A 16,959-nucleotide genomic window follows, 5' to 3' on the forward strand; every position below is an offset into this window, starting at 1 on the left:
TCATCGTAATATTGCAATATATTATTATTACGATGGGAATTACTCAAACGCACCTTTTCACTGACGCTCAAAATGAATTGGCCAATGTCGCCAAAGCTTTGGCACATCCAGCTCGAATTGCAATCATACAATATTTGATCAAAACGAATACTTGTATCAATGGGGATTTGGTGCAAGAACTGGGACTGGCGCAAGCAACTATAAGCCAGCATCTTCGTGAATTGAAAGAAATTGATATAATTCAGGGAACCATTGAAGGGACAAAAGTGAATTACTGCATCAATCCTGAAAAATGGAACTCCATCAAGAGCTTGTTTCTAGGCCTCTTTGATCAATTCAATTCAAATAATCCCTCAACCTGCTGTTAAAACCATATCACTATGAAACTTTCAGAAATTAAGTCCATCTTAAAAAACTCCCAAACCATCGAGTTTCAACTCCCCAATGGAGAATTGGTTCCTAGTCATTTTCATGTGACAGAAATCGGAAAAATATCTAAAAATTTCATTGACTGTGGGGGGACTATTAGACAAGAGGAGAAAGTCAACTTCCAATTATGGAATGAAAATGACTACGATCACCGACTTCATCCAGAAAAACTACTGAAAATCATAGAACTATCTGAATCGAAACTGGGAATACCAGATTGGGAAATTGAAGTGGAGTACCAAGGTGAAACCATAGGAAAATATGGTTTAGACTATAATGGAAAGTCATTTCTCCTTACCACAAAAATGACAGACTGCTTGGCTAAAAGCGAATGTGGCATTCCTTCAAAACCCAAAGTTAGACTCTCATCATTGCAATTAAATACTAACTCCTGTAATCCCGGCAGCGGTTGCTGCTAAATTTTAGCCATGGAAAATACAAAACTCACCTTTTTACCAAAGCTTGAGGACTCCATCAAGCAAATTCTCAATATCCCAATCACCGATGAAAGGAAGGAAGTGTTGAGCCCTTTGATTCATTATATCAGAGAAAAGCAGGATAAAAATGAAGCTATCAACCTGAATTTTATTTGCACACATAATTCTAGACGAAGCCAATTTTCACAAATTTGGGCAAAGGTAGCGGCCAGCTACTTCGGAGTAGAGGCCAATTGCTACTCCGGAGGAATAGAGATCACTGCTTTTAATGAGAGGGCTGTAGCTTCATTGCAAAGAATTGGGTTTCGTACCATTTCGGATAATGCAACTGAAAATCCGAAGTATGAAGTCTTTTATTCAGAAATGAAGCCAGGCATTAAAGCTTTTTCAAAACTGGTTGACGATCTGTCCAACCCAGCTTCGAACTTTGCTGCAATAATGACCTGCGATCATGCAGATGAGAATTGTCCTATTATTTCAGGAGCAGAAATACGAATACCCGTCAGGTTTGAAGACCCCAAAAAATTCGATGATACTGTATTAGAACAAAAAATGTATGATGAAAGAAGTCTTCAAATAGCTTCCGAAATGTTTTATGTGTTTTCAAGGGCTAATGATTAAGAAATTCATTATAAAACTTTTCTATAAGGCTCAATGAGACCAACCTTCACCTTACCAATCCTCTATTTTTATCAAAATTTTTTATTGAATTATTAGAATATTCAAAATTTTATTATATATTCTATTGGATTTAGGCGCGAATACCTACTAATTATTCGAAACCCAGTAACGGAAGAAAAAGCTAAGTCCTCCTAAATCCTATCCATCTGACGCTCAATTAATTGAATAAAGAAAGGTGATACCAATACCTTAAATACCTTCAGTTAGAATAGGTAGTAAAGCCGAAAATCTAGGATTCTTTTGAACATTCACTAGTTCAAAGGATTTATAACTAAAAGTACTCAGAAATCTTGTTTGAGATTAACACTTTCATTTTGTCATAATTATGCAAATACATTTTATGAAAAAAAATATACTATCCTTAGTCTTCACTTTGTGGTTTGGGATTGTGGCCTATTCGCAAGAAGCTATTACGTCAATTAACCTGGACCTCATTCAAAATGAGATCAATGGCGGAAAACCACTTCCCGCTGAAGAAAAATTCTATTTCAGAGGGGCCATCCCTCAGGATGTGGAAATGGTTAAACTTTACATATATCAGTCAAAAAAATCTCCAAAGGCAGGTGATAGTTATTTTTGGAAAGCCCCATTTGGATACAAGGAACTTTCTTTTCAAATCTTGGTAGACAATCCTTTAAGATCTACAGAGGAGTTTAATCTTGAATTTGGATTTTATAAGAAAGCTGGAGAAAAAGAGTTGGAAGAGCTCCGAAGACTTATTCAAACCAACCTAGCAACTTATCTCAACACCATTTCTTCCGTGAGAAGAGGAGGAATCAAATTCGAAGATTCTGACGAGCAAATCCTTTCCAATATGGATCAAATTGTTCAATCAGGAGCTTATTATTTCGAATTACCTGATGGAAAACCTTTCCCAGGTTTTTCTGATATCACTCGTAAGAAACTAGAGCAAAGAAAACGCCTGAAATTGGGTAAGGCAAAATTCAACATTATCAAAAAATCTGAAAACGAGAACGAGCGGGCTGTTTATGCCCAACAATATTTACAGGAGTTAGAAACCATCGTTTTTGCTGAATTAGATCAATTTCTCAGTCCTAACATGCTTGTCCGAGTAGATCAGATTCAATTTCAAAATTATAGAAGTGAGAAAACCCCTAACTCTATTCCCATCAATTTTGGCTTTGGTGCCATCTCACTTTCACAGGATTTATCCTCTCAAGAGTTTGTATACAGTCCATACCTTGGTTTTTCATTTCCTCTTGGCAACAGGACCTTTACTCGTTTCATGAGTAATTTATCGATCAGCACAGGAGTGTTTATTTCCGGAAGCATGGAAAATTCTTTGGGAGAAGCTATCAGAGGGCCAGTTTTAGACCGACCAGTATTCGTGGGATTGGGATATAACTTCTTCCGATTCATAAGACTCAATGCTGGAGGCACATATCTAACTACCAACAAACTGGATGGGAGTAAAGCGGACAGAATTCAACCCTATGTTGGATTAAGTGCCGAAATCAATTTGTGGTTAGGATTTGGAAACAAAAAATGAAAATTATGAAAAAGCTAAGCTTGATTTTCATTTTATCACTGATTATCAATTCTGTAAACGCCCAGCTTTACGGGTACAAGTGGAGAGTTGGAGCAAGTGTCGGGACTACCAATTACATTGGGGATATCCGTCCTTTTGGACTCAATAGTCTGAGTGATGTAGGTAGACTCTATCAACGATCAACTGTCTATTCTGAAGACCTTTCTTATCAATTTTCTCTGGAATATGCACTTGGCAACTCCGTTGGAATTATGCTTACGGCAGGAAGCTATCAATTTGGCTCAAGCGATAGATATATCGAAAATGATGGCACTTTATACAGGGAAAGTAACAGATTCGATAGGGCTTTAAATTTCAGAACGGATTTAATTGATGCTGGGCTTTCCTTTGTTTTAAAGCCTGATAAATACTGGTTGCTTTCTGGTAAATCCTTCCTTGCTCCATATTTGGTTGTGGGCATGGGAGTTCAAAAATTCGATGTGTTTGGAGACCTATTGGATGAAAACGGAAACAGATATGATTACAGCAATCCCAATTTAATCCCAGATGGAAGTTTTGAGACAAGATTAAGGGATGTTGAAACAGAAATTCCAGGTGGGTATAAAAAAGCTACTCTTTATGCTCATTTGGGCATGGGAATCAGATTTCGGATTACCAAAGGAATTGAACTTTTCGCACAATCAGATTTTAAAAGGGCGGCAACTGATTATTTGGACGATGTGTCTGGAAGATATAGAAATCGATATGACAACTCTTTTCAGCGCTATGCAGCATTGCCAGGAACTAATACCCCAACACCAGGCAACCCCTATCGAGGAGATGTAAACTCGAAAGCAGATTGGTATATCTATCATGGGATGGGCATCAAGTTCAGCTTAGGAGCAAACAAGGAAAGTTTCAATCCTCCTACCGTATCCCAGCGCTATACTTTCACCCCTAAAGTTTTGAGCGAAAAAACTGAAGCAACTGCTGACTCAATTCAAAAAACTGAAGAACCAAAAGTTAATCTGCCAGCCTCTGTTACAAATAATTATTTTACGATTGTTCAGTTACCTGGATTAGAAAAATCAGCACCGATCATTGACACGGTAAGACTGGATTCTATTCAAAAAGCCAATATTGACAGGAAAATTGATTCATTGAAGAATACCAGAGCGTTGGTACAAGCAAATAAGGATTCGCTTCAAAATAGGCTTTCAGAACTCAGCGAGAAGATTAATGAGTTGCAGATTGACAGTCTCAGTTCAAAGGATTCTATACAGATATTGATCAATCAGTTTGAGAATCAAACTTTGGATTATCAAAAGGAGATTAGCAGAATTGACTCTTTGGATAAGATTTTGGTTATTAAGGGAGATTCGCTATTGGGAGCGAAAAACACGCTAATCATCTCTAAAGTTGATACAGCCCAATTCATTGAAAAAATCTTGCTTTATCCGGGGAAAGTCAATACAATCATTTACTCTCCTAAAGGATTTAGCGAGTTCGAGCTGGACTCTCTTTCAAATTCACAAATGAGAATCAGCAATCAGCAAACTCCAGATACAGTAAAAAGTACAAAGGCAGTGACTCCGGAAATTGAGAAATCAAAAACCGTCACCAAACCAGTCGAAAATGCTCAATGGATAAGCCGAGAAGATTTTGAAAAAGAAATTTCAAAATATAGGGAAGAAATGCTCAAGGCGCAGGCGATTAGAGACTCCGCAATGCTCATGGCTTTTTCTTCCAGACTATCAAGCATCCAAGCTCAAAATAGTAATCAAGAAGAAAGAACGGCACCTCAACAGATAATAGTTAATCCTCAATCTGATAATACGAATACATCCAAAGAATTAGAAAGGTTAAGAAGTAGACAAGAAATACTAGAGAGGAGAAATCGGGAACTATTAAGAGATGCAGCAATCATCAGTGGCACGGCTACAACAACTTCTGCTTTAAACAAAAATAAAACAGACGAAAGTCAAATTCTATATATACAGGATAGCACCCTTTTGGATAGAATTACTCAAGATGCTATTCTGATAGATAGCCTTCGAAAAGAGGCCTCCAAAGAAAAAGTAAGGATAGACACCGTGGAGGTTGAGAAAGTGGTTGAAAATACTAAGCCTGTCCTTCTAGAGGAAAGTAAACTTGAGGTCTATTTTGGAATCAACCAATCAGAGTTGAGTGAAGAAGAAAAAGCAAAGTTGCTTCGATTGAAAGAGATCTTGGAAACAAATCCCCAATTAGGCTTGGAGCTAATTGGTTTTGCTGATAACACGGGAAGCGTTTCCTACAACCTCAGACTAGTAGAAAAGCGGGTTAATTCCGTCAAAAAACAGCTAATAGACCTAGGAATTGACCACAAGAGAATTTTCAAAAATTCTGGAGGTTTGATTTTACGTGGAGCCTCCAAAGGTTCGGTTGACAAGGACCGAAAAGTAGAAATACGTCTAACACCTCTTGTTACAGCCAAGGATTAATCTTCAAATGCTTTTTAAGTATTCTTTTCATTTTTAACAGGAGCCAAAGAATCCTGCTAAATTTAAAGAATGAAGAAAGCATTTCTAGCCAGCATTGTCTTGTTCTTAGGCGGTATTGCCTTTGGACAAGAAAGTAAAGTCTATGAATCGAATAAAGTTCAGGATTTTAAACTTGTACCCTTACCAGCCATAGCTTATAATCCTGCCAATGGTTGGATGTTTGGGCTAGCTCCTTCTGCTACTTGGTATATGGGAAATCCCACTACTACCAAAATGTCCAATTTTGTAGGGAACCTACTATACACAACTAAAAAACAGTGGATTTTTAGCTCTAGAAGTAATATTTTCTTAGATGAAAACAGCTTGATCTTAGTGGGAGACTGGAGATATTTTGTCACTTCCCAGCCAACCTATGGTCTAGGTAGTTCTACCCCGAATGCCCCCTCCCCTAACCCCAATCAAAACTCAAGCTTTTGGGGAGCGCAACAAATGGATTTTAGACTGATTCGCTTTCATGAAACTATTTTAAAACGAATCTCTGACAGCAATTTTTACTTGGGATTAGGATATCACCTGGATATACATTCGAAGATTGACAATTTTTTCTTAGATGAAGATACGATTGAGCCTATTTTGGATTTTGCTCATAATCAATACAATGAATCATTAGGCTTTGATACGGATAGATATGCATTATCCGGAATTACCTTAAATGCAGTTTATGAAAATCGAGACAGGGCGGTTGCTCCATATGAGAAAAACTTTGCCTTGCTTTCTTATAAAATCAACCCTTCATTTTTAGGGTCTGACCAATCTTCCTCCACGCTATTGTTGGATTATAGACATTATATCAACCTCAATGAACAAAGAAAAAGGCATTTAGTCGCTTTTTGGGCATATGGCAACTTTCTAGTCTCTGGAAATTTACCCTATATGAACTTACCTTCCCTTGGTTGGGATATGTTTGGCAGAACGGGAAGAGGCTATGCACAAGGAAGGTTCAGAGGAGAAAACATGGTTTATTCAGAAGTAGAGTATCGGTTTCCACTACAAAGGTCCAAAGAAACCTTCGGAGGAACTGTGTTCGTGAATGCCAACTCCTTCAGCAGCAAATACAATTCTGAAAAGCTATTTGAGCAAGTCAATCCAGGATATGGCTTAGGATTGAGAGTCATGATAAACAAAGAAAACAGAACCATAATTTCAGCAGATTATGGCTTTGGAAGAAGCGGTAACTCAGGTTTTTATCTCAACATCAACGAGTCCTTTTGATTTCGCTTAGTTCTAAAAATAATTAGGCTATCTCAAAGTTGATGAATGTCACAATGAGCGGTCAGTTAAAGGTCTCCAATAAATTTTCTAGTATCCATTAGCCTTTGACTCCACTCAGGCGGACAAAACAACGCCTTTAAGATAGCCCCTTAATTAGTGCTCATGGCATCATGCAGCATTTCTGGCTGCATTGATAATTCCGAACATACTTCTTAAAATTAATCGCTGTAGCACCTCATTGCTCTTCCCATCTTCCAGCATACTCTGAATAGCATATTGTTGTATGGTAATGAGTGGTAAAACTATCCTTTCCCGAATGGCAATTGAAGTTTTGATCACTTTATTATCTCCCATCAACTCCTCCATTTGAGAAACTTTTTTAAGTTTTTCTACAGAGCGCTCATATTCTTGGAACATGAGTTTCCAAAATCCCCCATACTCTTCATTATTTTTTAGGTAGGAAGTTGCTGGATAGAAACACTTATTCAAAGACTGCATGGAGTTACCCAGAAGTGTCCTGAAAAATAAACTGTTTTGATACAATTCCTTTAATTCATCTACCCGGTTTTCCTTTTCCATCTCTGCAATAGCCGCACCTACTCCGTAATAGCCGGGAATATTTTGCTTCATTTGAGCCCAAGAACCAACAAATGGAATCGCTCTTAAATCCTCAAACTTCAAGCCTTCGCCCTTTCCTCTTTTCAAAGGCCGACTGCCTATATTCGTCATTCCAAAGTACTTAAGTGGAGTTACATGCTCCAAATATGGGACAAACTTAGGATGATTCTTAAAGGCCTTGTAAGATTCATAACCTCTATTGGCCAACTCTTCAATCAAAGCCCGCTGATCTTCAGAAAGGTTTCTTTCAGAGTCAGAATAAAGATGGTTTTCAAGACCCGCACTTAGCAGCTGTTCAAAATTATAAGTACAAGAAGCCTGCTTTCCATAGTTTGCAGAAATAGTCTGGCCCTGTATAGTGACCTGTATTTCCGCATTTTCAACGCGCTCTCCCAGTGATGCATAGAAATTATGCATATTTCCCCCACCTCTTGCAGGAGGCCCACCTCTACCGTCGAAAAAGACTACCTCGATTCCATTTTCACGGGAAACCCGAGTCATTTCCTCTTTTGCTCTTAATATGGACCAGTTTGCCTTCAGATACCCTCCATCTTTGGTTCCGTCTGAAAAGCCTAACATGATGGTTTGTTTATTTCCTCTACTGGCTAAATGCTTTTGATAAGCAGGCAAGCGATATAGGTAGGTCATAATCTCAGGTGCCTCAGCCAAATCATCAATTGTTTCAAAAAGCGGAACGACATCCAAAGGAAGATTCTCTTTTCCTTTACCTAATGTGAGTTTGGCTAATTGGAATACTTCTAAAAGATGCTTAGCAGATTGACAATTGGAAATAATATAGCGATGCAAAACATCCTCCCCATTGGATTCATGGATTTTTTCAATCGTTCCGAAGGACTTCAGCATTTCCTGATGAAACTCATCCTGAATTCTTTCAATCTCAGGAAGGGAATCTACTGCCAATAATTGCTGGATTTGCTCCTCCTCAGTTGCTTTCCATTCTATACCTTTCACTTCAAAAATCTCTTCCCAAAGCGCATCATGTTTTCGACTATCCTGACGCATATCCATGTAGGCAAAATGGAATCCGAAAATTCTGACTTTAAGAATAAATTCATCCAAGAGTTCCAAGAATAAGCCGTCATGATGTTCAATCAAAGCTTCCCTTGCATTCAAAAGATCCGCTAATAATTCTTCTTTGTTGGAGTAAACAGGTTGATCTTCAAAAAGCGTAGAATAAATCCCTTTTTCAACTTTCAGAATTACATTTTCTACGTGTTTGAAAGTAAGTCTTCTCCTCAACTTTCTTACATCCCGGTAGTAACAGCGTAAAATCCATTTTTTCAATCTTTCCGCTACCTGCATAGTGGTTTCATGAGTCACAAATGGATTTCCATCTCTATCTCCTCCCGGCCAAAAACCTACCTTCAGTAAACCTGGATTCTCCCAATCATGCAGCGGAATATTTAAGCGATTGAGCATTCTGATCATGATATCGGAGATACTTTGATAGAATACATTCTCCAAAAACCAAATCAAGCTGACCGCTTCCTCGTAAGGACTTGGCTTTTCTCTATTTATAAAACCTGTCTTTCCTAATTGCTGAAGCAATTGATTAATTCTCCCGATATCATCCTGCCGGATCGCATTTTCCAAGTCGGTGATAATTCCCAGCACATTTCCGGGATAGAATTGAGTTGGGTGAGCTGTCAATGTTAGCCTGACGGAAAAACTTTTGAGCTTTTCTATCAATGCTTCCTTTTTATGATCACTTTCCGCTCTGTTTATTAAGGCTTTAATAGAACCTTTCCCTCCCAAATCATTGATTTTTTCATACGCAGCATCTTCAATGGAGTCAAAAAGCACCACCTGTCTCTCCACATATTGAATCATTTGAAATAGCAGATCTGTTCTTTCCTTCTCAGAATTGGAAGGCATCATTTCTTCAAAAAAGCCTTCAATAATCTCTCGCGGAGTCTTCTCCGACTCAAATCCCTTTTGGCAGGCAGTTCCCAAAAGAGGCAACATGGTACCTGTTCTGAAAATATGATCGAAAGGAAGATCTAAAAAAAGTGAGTTATAAATTGTGAAGCGTTTTGCAACTTCGGTATCGTAGGTTTTATACATTAAGTAAAGAGGTTTAAAGCATTCTAAATTAATAAATTTCTTGTTTTTTACCGAGCAAATTGCCAATTCATTAAATAATTCATTCAATCATTTCTTTTTTTTCATTGATGACTAATGGAAAAACAATTCTTTGTAGCTTAAACTATTGATTCATCATCCTCATGAAAAACCTTCTGATCGTATCATTGATAATTGCCTTGTATGCCTGTAAACAAAAGGAATCCGATATGGAAAAATCCCTAGAGCTATTAAGTTATAAATTTTTAGTCGGAACTTACACAGATACCGAAGAACAGGGAATCGATCTTTTGACATTTTTCCCTGAAAAGGATTCTTTAAGCCTTGAAACTATTGCCAAAGGAATCTCCAATCCCTCTTTTATCCTGACAGGAAAAAATCAAGAATTCCTATACACAGTATCTGAAAATGCGGGAGAAAATGGCGGTCAAATCTTGAGTTTTGAACTCGAAGATTCAAGAACAGCATTACAGATTTTAGATTCAGCTTTTACTGCTGGAGACCATCCTTGTCATATTGCAATTTCACCTGATGAAAAATACATCCTTGTCAGTAATTACTCTGGAGGTAACCTTGCTGTTTTTAAGGTAACTAATGGGAATTTGGAACGGGTGCAGGTTCTACAGCATCAAGGATCAAGTGTCAATAAATCTAGACAGGAATCAGCGCATGTTCACAGCGCAACTTTCGATCCTTCCGGTGATTATGTTTGGGTTGCTGATTTAGGATCTGATGAACTGTATCGCTACAAATTTGAAAGTGGCCTTGAAAATCCACTTTCCTTTGAGGAAAAAATCCCCATGACTCCTGGAGATGGACCAAGACATTTGGCATTTTCGAAGGATCGAAAAGAACTTTTTGTTGTTCAGGAATTGACTGCCATTTTAGAAGTTTTCAGCTATCAGAATGGTCAAATGAAAAGTAAACAAAGACTCCCTCTTTTTTCTGAAGAATTCAAGGGTGCTTTAGGAGCGGCTGAAGTTAGGGTTTCGCCTGATGGCCAACATATTTATGCTTCAAATAGGGGTGATTCTAATAGTATTTCGGCTTTTAGAAAAAATGAATCTGGGATCTATGAATTGATCCAACACTACTCTTCCGGAGGAAAAATGCCTAGAAATTTCAATCTTACTTCCGATGGAAAATATCTCTTAGCTGCTCATCAGGAAAGTCATGAAATTGTGGTCTTTGAAAGAAATGCTGAAACGGGCGAATTAGCAAATACCGGAATAAGCATCCAAGGTCATAAACCTGTTTACTTACATCCCATTCAATGATTATTTGGGTTCTTCCCAAGGAATAACTGAATTATAGTGAATTTCTCCATTTTGAATTTGTAGAGGGGATTCAAGATTATTATGGTATAATTTCCCTGTTCCAAGGCCTTGATGAATGGAAGGTTGATATTGAGAAGCTAACTGGGCGATAGCGTTCAAACCAATATTACTTTCCAAGGCAGAGGTCATCCACCAACCTATTCCCCTTTCTTCTGCCTTTGCTATCCACTTTCTGCTCTCCAGAAAGCCTCCCAACAATGTTGGCTTCAAAATAATATGTTGAGGCCTGATAGTATCCAATAACAACTCCTTCTCCTTAACACCAATCAGTTCCTCATCCAAGGCAATTGGTAAGGGTGTTGACTTACACAGTAATCTCATGGTATCCCATTGACCAGCTTTGATGGGTTGCTCTATACTATGGATTCCAAGGTCTGCTAATTTCGCTAGTTTACTTTGCGCTTCTTCAGGAGAAAAAGCTCCATTTGCATCCACTCTCAAAATCATCTGATCAGGACTGAATTGCTTTCTGATAAATTCCAGCAATTCACATTCTTGCTTAAAATCAATGGCACCGATTTTCATTTTAATACAGGAAAATCCTGAATCCAGCTTTTCCTGGATTTGTTGCATCATGAATTCTCGATCACCCATCCAGATCAACCCGTTGATAGGGATGGCTTTCTGCTCTTCAAAAAACTGATTGGAAAAAAACTTTTTCTGTCCCCCATTGACAAAATCCAGCACAGCCATTTCTATAGCAAATCGGATAGAAGGAAAATCAAAGGACACATTTTTTTTAACAGTATCTAAGATTTCATCTTCCTCCAGCGACCACTCCACTTTCTCTAGTTTTTCAAGCGTATTCTTTACAACTTCCTCAAAATCCTGACGATCATCAATGCTCAGTTTTACCAATGGAGCAGCTTCACCCCATCCAATTTGATTAGGACTCTCCTCATTGTAAGCCTTGATCCACCAAATATTCCGAGTCTTTAATACACCACGGGAAGTCCCCGCTTCAAAGCGAAACTGGAGAGTTCTGGGAATCAATTGAAATTTCAGAGATAGCTGTGACATAAGACAGGCAGGGCTAAAAGATTAAAGAGACTATATTTGCGCTTTGAAATGAAACGCATGAAAGAGCCTCAGATTAACTTAAGAGACTACGAATATACACTTCCAGAAGATCGAATCGCCAAATACCCTTTAGAAAAAAGGGATGATTCAAAGTTGCTTCATTATAAAGCTGGAAATATTACACACCATCGTTTTTATAATCTTCCCGATCTCCTGGAAGAAGGAATGTTGCTTGTTTACAACGATACCAAAGTCATTCCTGCGCGATTAATTTTCCAACGGGAAACTGGAGCCAAAATTGAAATTTTCTTATTAGCGCCAGTATCTCCGAGCACAGTCATACCTGAAATCATGCTTGCCAAACATCCGGTATCTTGGGAAACCATGATAGGAAATGCCAAGAAATGGAAGGATGGCGAAATCCTGAAAGGGCGAGTTCAACATTTGGGAAAAGAAATCATCTTAGAAGCTAAGCTTCTGGATAGAGACAGGAAATTGGTAGAGTTTTCCTGGTCTCCATTCGATGTTGCATTTGTGGATATCGTAGAGTCTAGTGGAGAGGTTCCTTTACCTCCCTATCTCAATAGAAAAGCCGAAGAAGAAGATAAATCTAGATATCAGACTGTTTACTCAAAAAAAGAAGGCGCAGTCGCCGCACCAACTGCAGGACTTCATTTTACTGAAGAGGTTTTTTCAGCAATGAGAAAAAAAGGCGTGAAAGAATCAGAAGTCACGCTTCATGTCTCTGCAGGCACGTTTCAGCCAATTAAAGTTGACAAGGTTCAAGAACACCCCATGCACAGCGAACAAATTCATTTGCAAAGATCTGTGATTGAAAAATGTTTGGAACAAGAAGGGAAAACAGTCGCTGTGGGAACAACCTCAGTTAGAAGTTTGGAAAGCCTCTATTGGTATGGAGTGAAACTGATAGAAAATAAGGGAGAAGAGTTTTTTGTGGAAAAATTATTTCCCTATGAAACAAGAGAGGTATTGCCTACCAAAAAAGAGGCATTGCAAGCTGTTCTGGATTTAATGGATTCAACTGGACAAACCGAAATCATGGGAAGTACAGAAATATTCATTTTCCCAGGTTATCAATTTCAAATGATTGAAGGATTGATTACTAATTTCCACCAGCCCGGAACAACTCTTGTTCTTTTAATAGCTGCCATGATTGGGAAGGATTGGGAATTCGTATACCAAGAAGCCTTAGAAAAAGATTATAGGTTCCTCAGTTATGGAGACAGTAGTTTGCTGTGGTTTGATTAATCCGAGCCTAACTTCTTAATTCCATCGATGAGATTTTGGTAATAAGACCTTCCAACAGGAACTAGATCTTCTCCTACCTTTACTTCTCTCGGATTGATGGAAATTATTTCATCCAAGCGAACTATATAACTTTTGTGGATTCTCATGAATTCTTTCTGGGGAAGCGCTTCTTCAAAATCCTTTAGAATATTCCTCACAGAAATCACAAAATCTCTTGCTACCAAGGTGGTGTAATTTCCATCCCCCTTCAGCCAAAGAACATCTTGAAACTTAACTTTAACCAGAGATCCATCATGTCGAACAAATATGGCATCCCGGATTAAAAGGTTTGATTCTTTCTCCAAAGCAGCATCATGTTTGCTTGCACCGTTACTGTTCTTCTTAATACCTTCTAATAGCTCTTTCATATCCTTTCGATTTACATTTGCAACTTCCTGTGAAAGATGATTGTTTTGATTTTGTAAATTAAGGACTTAAATCAGCATATATTTTTGACCAAATGTCTCAATCAATCAGATTTTCAACTTTTTATCCAGCAATTTTCTCATTGATTTTCTTGAACTTTTCCTGTACAGATCCTGAAAATCCGGTCATTGATGATAATCCAGGAGGAAGCGCCAACAGCACAGTTACTATTTCATCTATTTTGCTTGAAAATGTATCAGGTGCCCCGGCCAATAAATTTCAGGATGAGTTAGAAATATCCTTTGAAGGTACTGATGACGGAAAAAAATACTTCTTAAAAATTCCGGCTAATCAAAACCCAATCAATAAAACCATTGAATTAGCCACAGGGGACTACACTTATACATATCTCAGTTCATCAAGAAATGAAACTTCCTCAGTTGCTGAAATATCCATAAAAGGCAGTTTCAAAGCTGAAAAAGACAATCAGGAACTAGTTCTTAAAGGAAACAGACTCAATAAAAGGATTAGAGTTGCTTCCAATCAACCAATCCAAGCTCCCTCCATATTGCTGGAAAATGCAAAACCTTTATTCGAAGCCTCTCTCAACAACTTTTATATCTACCATAATTTAAATGGAAGGCTGGAAATAAAAATTCCAATCGGAAATACCGGAAAGTTTATCACCCAGTTTGATTCCAATACAGAATCTAACATTGAATCAGCCTATAGAATCGAATTCAATGCAGGAAACTCAAGCTACCAAGAAGGTCTGATCAAAATCAACAGCCAAAATCAAGTAATTTCTTTAAGCCCTTCCACAATTAATTCTCTGGAAACCTCCCAAAATGAAACCTCAGGATTGGCATTTATTAACGGAAGATTATTTTCAATAAATGATGGGGAAAACCCCAATCAAATTCATGAACTTAATGCTTCCACAGGAGAGGTTTTGAGAAATATTACAGTCACGAATGCCAGTAACGTCGATTGGGAAGATTTAGCCCAAAGCGAAACTCACCTATTTATTGGCGATTTTGGAAATAATTTAGGCAATCGAAAAGACCTGGTAATCTATAGGGTCTCAATTGCTGAGCTACTCAATCAGGATAATTTGACCGCCGAGCAAATTAAGTTCAACTACCCTAATCAAACTGACTTTAGCGGTTCTTCCGAAAACCATAGATTTGATTGCGAAGCCATGATTTTTTATCAGAATAAGCTTCATTTGTTTTCAAAAAACCGAGGGTTTAATAATTCTGATCATTATGTATTACCTGCAATTCCGGGTGATTATGAAGCTGAGCTGGTAGAGACATTTTCCTTGAATGCCTTGGTAACTGGAGCTGATATCAACCGAGAAAACGGGGAAATATCCTTGATTGGATTCAGATTTTTAGGTTTAAATCCACTGGAACAGGCTATCTGGATCAGTGAAGGCATAAGAGAAGATCAAAAGTTGAACAACTTCTATCCCGAAATAAAAATTGGATATATACCGATTAGGGGATTTCCTGAAGGAATAGTCTATCAGGAATCAGGTCATTTATTGATTAGCTCAGAAAGATTTGTCTTGGAAGGCGTTTACAATATTCCTGCAACTCTAGCCATAATAGGCCTTGAAGGGTCTCATTAATCTAATTGAGACATTTTCTTTGCATTATTTCGAATTACTTCATCCAATTCTTGTGCGAGTGGCTTGAGGTAGGAAATATATTTTTGATTTTCCTCATCAAGTTTCCTGTAATCAATCAAATCCAATAAGCCAAGCATAGAAGAAAGCGGAGATCTCAAAATATGCGAAGGACGGATGGCCAATTCCCTTAATGTCTGAATTTCTTTTTCCTGCAAATTAATCCGATTGTACAAAACACTTTGATCAATTCCTTGAATCATTACCCAGCGCTTTTTGCCTTCCGAATAAATGACTTTAGTATGGAATGTCCAATATTCTGAGCCACCAGTTTTATTGGTGATTTTTACAGCCAATTTCTTCTCTTGTCCTTCAAAAGTCTGAGATATTATTTCCATTAATCTTTTGGATTTATCTCCTGCAAATTCGGTATTAAAGCCTGACTTAGCCGAAGAATTGCTGGAATTCCACTGTTGGATCAAAGATGATGCGAGGCTATTTTGCTGAACAACCGAAAAATTTCTCTCCAAAATCCAAACTGGACCTGAAATTAAGTCCAATTGCTCATTGGCAAAAGGTTTTACATTATTTGCATAAAACTCATCTTTTGGCGCAGGTCTCATAAAAAGTAGAAATCCTTTAGTATGTTTCAATAAATTAATGGAATATGAAAAGTACCCTGAAGCTCTCTTAACCCTTGCTTTGAATTGTGTCACTCCTTCTGTAGAGAGTATCTTTTCCAACTCCAAACGGTCAAAAGAATTCAGTTCAAATAATCCTGAATTCAGTAAGCTTTTCCCTATTAGTTCTGAACTCCCATTTGCAATCCAATCCGCTACTAAAGGTTCGGCGGAAATAAACTCCAAGTTTTCATCCAGTTCAGCCTTTCCGAAATTGAGAAGATCGATAAGATGATTCCATGGGAGTTTCCGTTCAAGGAAGTTCAAGTCAACACCAATACCAATGAATCCCAAGGGATCCATTTCGGAGTTGATCACCATAGAAAATTCCCACCATGATTGCGCTCTTTTCTGATCAATAAATTGGAGCAAAACCGGATATTGCTCTTTAGGTTTGAGCATTAATTGATCAATTAAACCTTCCAGTTCTTGCTTTGATCGGAAATCTAGGTGATCAAAAATAGAAGATGAATCAGAAATTCCCAGTAGCCCTTTAAAAAGAGCATTTGAATCCTCAACATTTCCTTCTATATCTAAAAAGACTAGATAAAAATGCTCGGACTCCTGAAAAAATTCAGGAATTAGCTGTTCGATATGTTCAATGCTGATCAATTTGGGTGTAAAACTTGGGGTGATAATCCAATAAGTACTCTTCGAATATTGCAAAAAAATTTTATTAAAAAAAAGACTCAATTGATAGAACAAAATTCTATAAACCAGACGTTTACGGGATAAAATTTGTTTGGACAATGTAAAAAGTAAGACCTAAACCAAAAAATGCTTTTTGTCACCAAAAAGTACTTGAATTTTTTTTTGAAATTTTCTAAAAAAAATTACATCCAGTTTGATTCTAATTGCGAAAAACTCGTGTAATCAATCTCTTTGATCAATAAAATCAATGAATCAGTGAACTCCTGTTTACTGATTCTCACAGTAAAAGGGTAGGTATGGGAATCGGAGGATTTAACTTTTATAGACCCGAAAAGACGAGAGAGTTCAAATCGAGAATCAGAGTGAATTGCCACAAGGGCAGAATCAAATTCACAATTCTCAATCAAAAAAGAGGCATTTGTCGTTTGAATAACCATAATCCAAAAATTTGC

At 37.7% G+C, this 16,959-nt stretch carries 13 protein-coding genes; 9 read left to right on the plus strand and 4 right to left on the minus strand.

Translation table 11 applies throughout. From position 1 onward, the window contains the following. The first annotated feature begins 32 nt into the window (after window positions 1-32). The 6 genes from GYM62_RS03200 (at window position 33) to GYM62_RS03225 (ending at window position 6,791) form a co-directional block, all read left to right on the plus strand. On the plus strand, window positions 33-368 hold the full coding sequence (locus GYM62_RS03200; RefSeq protein ID WP_144605271.1) for a helix-turn-helix transcriptional regulator: 336 nt from the start codon (window positions 33-35) through the stop codon (window positions 366-368). 12 nt (window positions 369-380) lie between these two features. Beyond that, window positions 381-848, plus strand: a complete 468-nt coding sequence (locus tag GYM62_RS03205) for a DUF6428 family protein (protein ID WP_144605272.1) — start codon at window positions 381-383, stop codon at window positions 846-848. A gap of 9 nt (window positions 849-857) precedes the next feature. Beyond that, window positions 858-1,487 carry a protein-tyrosine-phosphatase gene (locus tag GYM62_RS03210; protein WP_144605273.1) on the plus strand — a complete coding sequence of 210 codons (630 nt, stop codon included), beginning with the start codon at window positions 858-860 and terminating at the stop codon, window positions 1,485-1,487. A 400-nt stretch (window positions 1,488-1,887) separates the two neighbouring features. Further along, window positions 1,888-3,057 carry a hypothetical protein gene (locus GYM62_RS03215; RefSeq protein ID WP_144605274.1) on the plus strand — a complete coding sequence of 390 codons (1,170 nt, stop codon included), beginning with the start codon at window positions 1,888-1,890 and terminating at the stop codon, window positions 3,055-3,057. A gap of 5 nt (window positions 3,058-3,062) precedes the next feature. After that, on the plus strand, window positions 3,063-5,519 hold the full coding sequence (locus GYM62_RS03220; RefSeq protein ID WP_219958275.1) for an OmpA family protein: 2,457 nt from the start codon (window positions 3,063-3,065) through the stop codon (window positions 5,517-5,519). Between the two features lie 69 nt (window positions 5,520-5,588). Beyond that, the gene (locus GYM62_RS03225; RefSeq protein WP_144605276.1) at window positions 5,589-6,791 is read left to right on the plus strand and encodes a BamA/TamA family outer membrane protein; all 1,203 of its coding nucleotides are present in this window, start codon (window positions 5,589-5,591) and stop codon (window positions 6,789-6,791) included. 168 nt (window positions 6,792-6,959) lie between these two features. Here the strand turns inward: GYM62_RS03225 and GYM62_RS03230 are convergent, their stop codons facing one another. Further along, window positions 6,960-9,494 carry a phosphoenolpyruvate carboxylase gene (locus GYM62_RS03230; RefSeq protein WP_144605277.1) on the minus strand — a complete coding sequence of 845 codons (2,535 nt, stop codon included), beginning with the start codon at window positions 9,492-9,494 and terminating at the stop codon, window positions 6,960-6,962. 161 nt (window positions 9,495-9,655) lie between these two features. Here GYM62_RS03230 and GYM62_RS03235 point away from each other — a divergent pair, with 161 nt between their 5' ends. Then, complete coding sequence (locus tag GYM62_RS03235; protein WP_144605278.1) at window positions 9,656-10,789, plus strand: lactonase family protein; 1,134 nt, start codon at window positions 9,656-9,658, stop codon at window positions 10,787-10,789. Here GYM62_RS03235 and menC read toward each other — a convergent pair whose 3' ends face one another. Then, a complete protein-coding gene (gene menC / locus GYM62_RS03240; RefSeq protein WP_144605279.1) occupies window positions 10,790-11,869 on the minus strand; it encodes an o-succinylbenzoate synthase in 1,080 nt (359 codons plus the stop codon). 57 nt (window positions 11,870-11,926) lie between these two features. Here menC and GYM62_RS03245 point away from each other — a divergent pair, with 57 nt between their 5' ends. Further along, window positions 11,927-13,138 (plus strand): S-adenosylmethionine:tRNA ribosyltransferase-isomerase, encoded by a 1,212-nt coding sequence (locus tag GYM62_RS03245; RefSeq protein WP_317129940.1) that lies wholly within the window; start codon window positions 11,927-11,929, stop codon window positions 13,136-13,138. Here the strand turns inward: GYM62_RS03245 and GYM62_RS03250 are convergent. After that, window positions 13,135-13,545 carry a LytTR family DNA-binding domain-containing protein gene (locus GYM62_RS03250; RefSeq protein WP_144605281.1) on the minus strand — a complete coding sequence of 137 codons (411 nt, stop codon included), beginning with the start codon at window positions 13,543-13,545 and terminating at the stop codon, window positions 13,135-13,137. The genes GYM62_RS03245 and GYM62_RS03250 overlap by 4 nt on opposite strands. Before the next feature lie 92 nt (window positions 13,546-13,637). Between GYM62_RS03250 and GYM62_RS03255 the strand changes: the two genes are divergently transcribed. After that, window positions 13,638-15,179, plus strand: coding sequence for a hypothetical protein (locus GYM62_RS03255; protein WP_144605282.1), 1,542 nt, complete (start codon window positions 13,638-13,640; stop codon window positions 15,177-15,179). On the opposite strand, the gene GYM62_RS03260 is transcribed toward GYM62_RS03255, so the two are convergent. Then, window positions 15,176-16,522, minus strand: a complete 1,347-nt coding sequence (locus GYM62_RS03260) for a hypothetical protein (protein ID WP_144605283.1) — start codon at window positions 16,520-16,522, stop codon at window positions 15,176-15,178. The two genes, GYM62_RS03255 and GYM62_RS03260, sit on opposite strands and share 4 nt — an antisense overlap. Between the last annotated feature and the right edge of the window lie 437 nt (window positions 16,523-16,959).

The sequence above is a fragment of the Algoriphagus sp. NBT04N3 genome (genome assembly GCF_019443765.1).
GTDB classification, from domain to species: domain Bacteria; phylum Bacteroidota; class Bacteroidia; order Cytophagales; family Cyclobacteriaceae; genus Algoriphagus; species Algoriphagus ornithinivorans.